This window comes from uncultured Clostridium sp. (assembly GCF_937920395.1).
Classification (GTDB): Bacteria; Bacillota; Clostridia; order Clostridiales; family Clostridiaceae; genus Clostridium_AD.
This window is the reverse complement of sequence record NZ_CALEVF010000172.1, coordinates 1-4,556: the sequence shown is the minus strand read 5'-3', so window position 1 is coordinate 4,556 and position 4,556 is coordinate 1. Positions and strand designations below refer to the sequence as shown.

Annotated in this window: 3 protein-coding genes; all 3 read left to right on the top strand. The window is 31.1% G+C overall.

Annotated features, from left to right (window positions below):
• A partial coding sequence (ligA, locus tag Q0649_RS11310; RefSeq protein WP_298841730.1) for an NAD-dependent DNA ligase LigA occupies window positions 1-1,076 on the top strand: 1,076 nt, incomplete at its 5' end.
• 171 nt (window positions 1,077-1,247) lie between these two features.
• Entirely contained in the window at window positions 1,248-1,535 is a 288-nt protein-coding gene (locus tag Q0649_RS11305) for a helix-turn-helix transcriptional regulator (protein ID WP_298841727.1), read from the top strand.
• Window positions 1,536-1,819: 284 nt separating this feature from the next.
• Window positions 1,820-4,300 (top strand): CoA-disulfide reductase, encoded by a 2,481-nt coding sequence (locus tag Q0649_RS11300; protein WP_298841725.1) that lies wholly within the window; start codon window positions 1,820-1,822, stop codon window positions 4,298-4,300.
• The last annotated feature ends 256 nt before the right edge of the window (window positions 4,301-4,556 follow it).

Sequence of the window (4,556 nt, the reverse complement as noted above, 5' to 3'; positions counted from 1 at the left end):
CTTATAAATTTCCTCCAGAAGAAAAAGAAACGAAATTACTTGATATTGAAGTATCGGTAGGAAGAACAGGTAGAATTACGCCTACAGCAATATTTCAACCGATTCGGTTGTGTGGAACATCTGTGTCAAGAGCAATCCTTCACAATCAAGATTTTATAGATGATTTAGATATAAGGATTGGAGACATAATTGTTGTATATAAGTCAGGAGAGATTATACCAAAAATTAAGTCTGTGGTGAAAGAAAAACGTATTGAGGAATTAGATAAATTTAAAATTCCTGAAATTTGTCCAGTTTGTGGAACACCTACTGTTCGCGTAAAAGATACTGCTGATATCAAATGTATAAACCCTAACTGTTTGGCTCAATTAGAAAGACGTATCATTAATTTTGTAGGTAGGACTGCGATGGACATAAAAGGTTTTGGTAGCGCATATGTTAAGGAACTTATTCGATTGAAATACATCAAAGACATTGCAGATATATATTCCTTGTCTAATCATCGGAGCGAACTTATTGAGAAGGGTATAATTGGAAAAGAAAAAAATACAGATAAGTTACTAGAGGCTATAGAAAAGTCAAAGGGAAATGAAGCACATCTGCTACTTACAGGACTTGGAATTCCGAATATTGGAAAGGTAGCAGCGAAAAGTATAATGAAGCATTATAAATCAATTGAAGACTTACAAAATACGTCTTTAGAAGAGCTACAAGATGTTTCTGATATAGGTGAAATAAGTGGCTTATGTATATTGAAATTTTTCCAAGACAATAAAAATAAAGAAGTAATAACCAGACTTAAAGATTATGGAGTTAATATGGCTGTAGAGGAAGTCAGTAAGGGCGATGATAAGTTTAATGGACTAACTTTCGTTGTAACTGGAACATTAGCTACAATAGGCAGAAGTGAGGCCACAGAAATGATAGAAAGTCATGGCGGAAAGGTATCAGGCTCCGTTTCTAAAAAAACAAATTACGTGTTAGCAGGAGAAAATGCGGGAAGCAAACTTACCAAAGCGCGCGAACTAGGAATTGTTGTTATATCTGAAGACGAATTAATAAATATGTTAAAATAAATTACATGTTGTTTTTTTTGTTTATATAGTAGTATTTACCAATAATTTTCATTAGATTTTCATATAAATAAAAAAATTTTTTAAATGTATTGATATTATTTATTATTTGTATCATAATATATGGATATAACAATATTAATATGAAAATATATATAGAAAGAGGTAAATATTATGGAAAAGGATTATATGGAATATAATGAAATTGCAGAGATGCTTAAGATATTAGCCCATCCAGTAAGACTTTGTATTATTAATGGATTACTCGGAAAAGGAACATGTAATGTAAGTCACATGCAAGATTGTTTGGGTATTCCACAATCTACCTTATCTCAACATTTACAAAAATTAAGAATGGCAAAAATAATTGTAGGCGAAAGAAATGGTCTAGAGATCAATTATAGAATTTGTAATGATGAGGTTCGGGAATTAGTTGAGTTTCTTTTTAAAAATAAAGTTTAATATTAATGTGAGTTTAAATTAAATATAATAAATATAGTGATACACGAATAACTTTCGTGTATCATTTTTTATTAACGGCTGGAAAATAAATATTTAATTAAATTGAAATATCTATTGCTTTTTATTTTACATGTGTTATTATATTAATATATCGTAATATTAAGATATACAAATGTAATTTGAGCAAATAATATACAATATAAATTAAAGTTTAGATGGAGTTATAGATTCTATGTTTAATATTGAATTAATAAATGATTACTAGAATACAAGGAGGAATATTTGTGATGAAAAAAATATTAATTGTTGGTGGCGTAGCTGGTGGAGCTTCAACAGCAGCCAGACTACGACGACTTGATGAAAATGCAGAAATAATTATGTTTGAAAGAGATGAATATATTTCTTTTGCAAATTGTGGACTGCCTTATTATATCGGTGAAGTAATAAAAGATAGAGATAAACTTTTAGTTCAAACACCTGAGAGTATGAATGCTAGATTTAATATAGATGTTAGAAACAATAGTGAAGTAGTTGCAATTGATACTACTAAAAAGGTTGTAACAGTTAATAGTAAGACTCGTGGTACTTACGAGGAAAGCTATGATTATTTAGTATTATCACCTGGCGCAAAAGCAATTAAACCTAATATAGAAGGTATAAACAGTAAAAGAATATTTACTTTAAGAAATATACCAGACACTGATAATATAAAAAAATATGTAGACACTAAGGGGATTAACAGTGCTTTAGTTGTTGGTGGTGGATATGTTGGCGTGGAAATGGTGGAAAATTTAAAGGAAAGAGGACTTAACGTCACTTTAGTAGAAGCAGCACCTCATATATTGGCTCCTTTTGATACGGATATTGTTCTAAATGTTGAAAAAGAAATTTCGGATAACGGTGTGGAAATGATTTTAAATGATGGAGTGAAAGCTTTTAAAGATACTGAAAGTGGTGTTGAAATAACTTTAAATAGTGGTGTAAAATTAAGTGCTGATATGATAATACTCGCAATAGGTGTATTTCCTGATACTAAATTTGCAAAAGAAGCTGGTATTAAACTCGGCGCCAAGGGTCATATCTTAGTAAATGATAAAATGGAAACTAGTGCGCCGGGAGTATTTGCAGTAGGTGACGCTATAGAAGTTATAGATTTTGTGAACAAGACTAATACTGCAATTCCGCTCGCTGGACCTGCAAATAAGCAAGGAAGAATTGCGGCTGATAATATAGCGGGCTTAAACTCTACGTATAAAGGGACTCAAGGTACTGCAATTTTAAAGGTTTTTGGACTTACAGCAGCAAGCACTGGGAATAATGAAAGAACTTTAGCTAGACTTAATATACCTTACAAAGTTATAGTCGTTCATCCAGTTAGTCATGCTTCTTATTATCCAGCTGCGCTTCCTATGACATTAAAACTTATTTTTAATGAGGATGGTAAAATACTTGGAGCTCAAGGTGTTGGTTATGATGGAGTTGACAAGAGAATAGATGTACTGGCTACAGTTATACGATTAGGAGGAACAGTTGACGATTTAACGGAGCTTGAGCTTTCATATGCGCCGCCATTCTCATCGGCTAAAGACCCAGTAAATATGGCAGGGTTTGTTGCACAAAATGTATTAGCTGGAAGAATGGAAGTTTTAACTACAGATGAGTTTAGTGCTTATGATAGAGAAAATACAATAGTATTAGATGTTCGTACTGAAATAGAATTTGATAATGGACATATTGAGGGTGCTATAAATATTCCAGTAGATAATCTCAGGGGAAGAACCCACGAACTTGACAAAAATAAAGAAATTATTGAATATTGTCAGGTAGGTTTAAGAGGATACGTAGCTGCAAGAATTCTAGCTCAAAAGGACTTTAAGGTTAAAAACTTAACTGGAGGATATAAATCAGTTTTAAGTTCAGAATTTAAGCCCAATAAAGTGTCGGACTCTGATAAAATAACAAGTCAGAAAATAGATCCTGATACTCAAGTTATAAAGGATGAAGTAGCTGTAGAAAATGATAATTATGATAAACTTCTTGATGCATGTGGATTGTGTTGCCCAGGTCCATTAATTCAAGTTAAAGCTAGTATTGATGAGCTAAATGAAAACCAAATACTAAAAGTAACAGCAAGCGATCCTGGTTTTTATGAAGATATTAGAGCTTGGTGTACTAAAACAAATAACGAATTACTAGATTTAAGAAAAGAAAAAGGTATGGTATATGCTTTTATTAAAAAAAAAAGCAATAACAACACTAAGGTAAATAAATCTTTTCCATCAGAAGTATGCGAAAAGAACAATAAAACTATGGTAGTTTTTAGTGGGGATTTAGATAAAGCTATTGCAGCCTTTATTATTGCAAATGGAGCCGTTGCAATGGGTAGCAAAGTTACTATATTATTTACCTTCTGGGGTCTTAATATTATAAGGAAACCAGAAAAAGTATCAGTAAAGAAAGGACTTATAGATTCAATGTTTGGATTTATGATGCCAAGAGGAAGTAGGAAACTTAAATTATCTCAAATGAACATGATGGGTATCGGAGCTAAAATGATACGATCAGTAATGAAAAATAAAAATATAAGTTCTCTTGAAGAGTTGATAAAATCAGCGATTGATAGTGGAGTGGAAGTAGTTGCTTGTTCAATGTCTATGGATGTTATGGGAATTACAAAGGAAGAACTTATCGATGGAGTAAAAATTGGTGGGGTTGGTTATTACCTAGGCCAAACTGAAGACTCAAATGTAAATCTATTTATATAGCATATAAATTTAGTTGTTTTAGATTAAATTTACTTGTATAATTAAAGTGTATCACGAAGATACATTTAATTATTCTAAATAAGCATTTTAATTTTAAATAGTGTACCACGAAGGTTCATTTTCTTAGAAATGAAGCTTTCGTGGTTATTTTTTTGTCCCAATATACATTTTAAGCTAATTTATGAAGTTAATATTATTTAAAATTTAGACCAGCTAGTTAAAGTCAACTATTTATTTTAAAATTGTTTATAGTTAT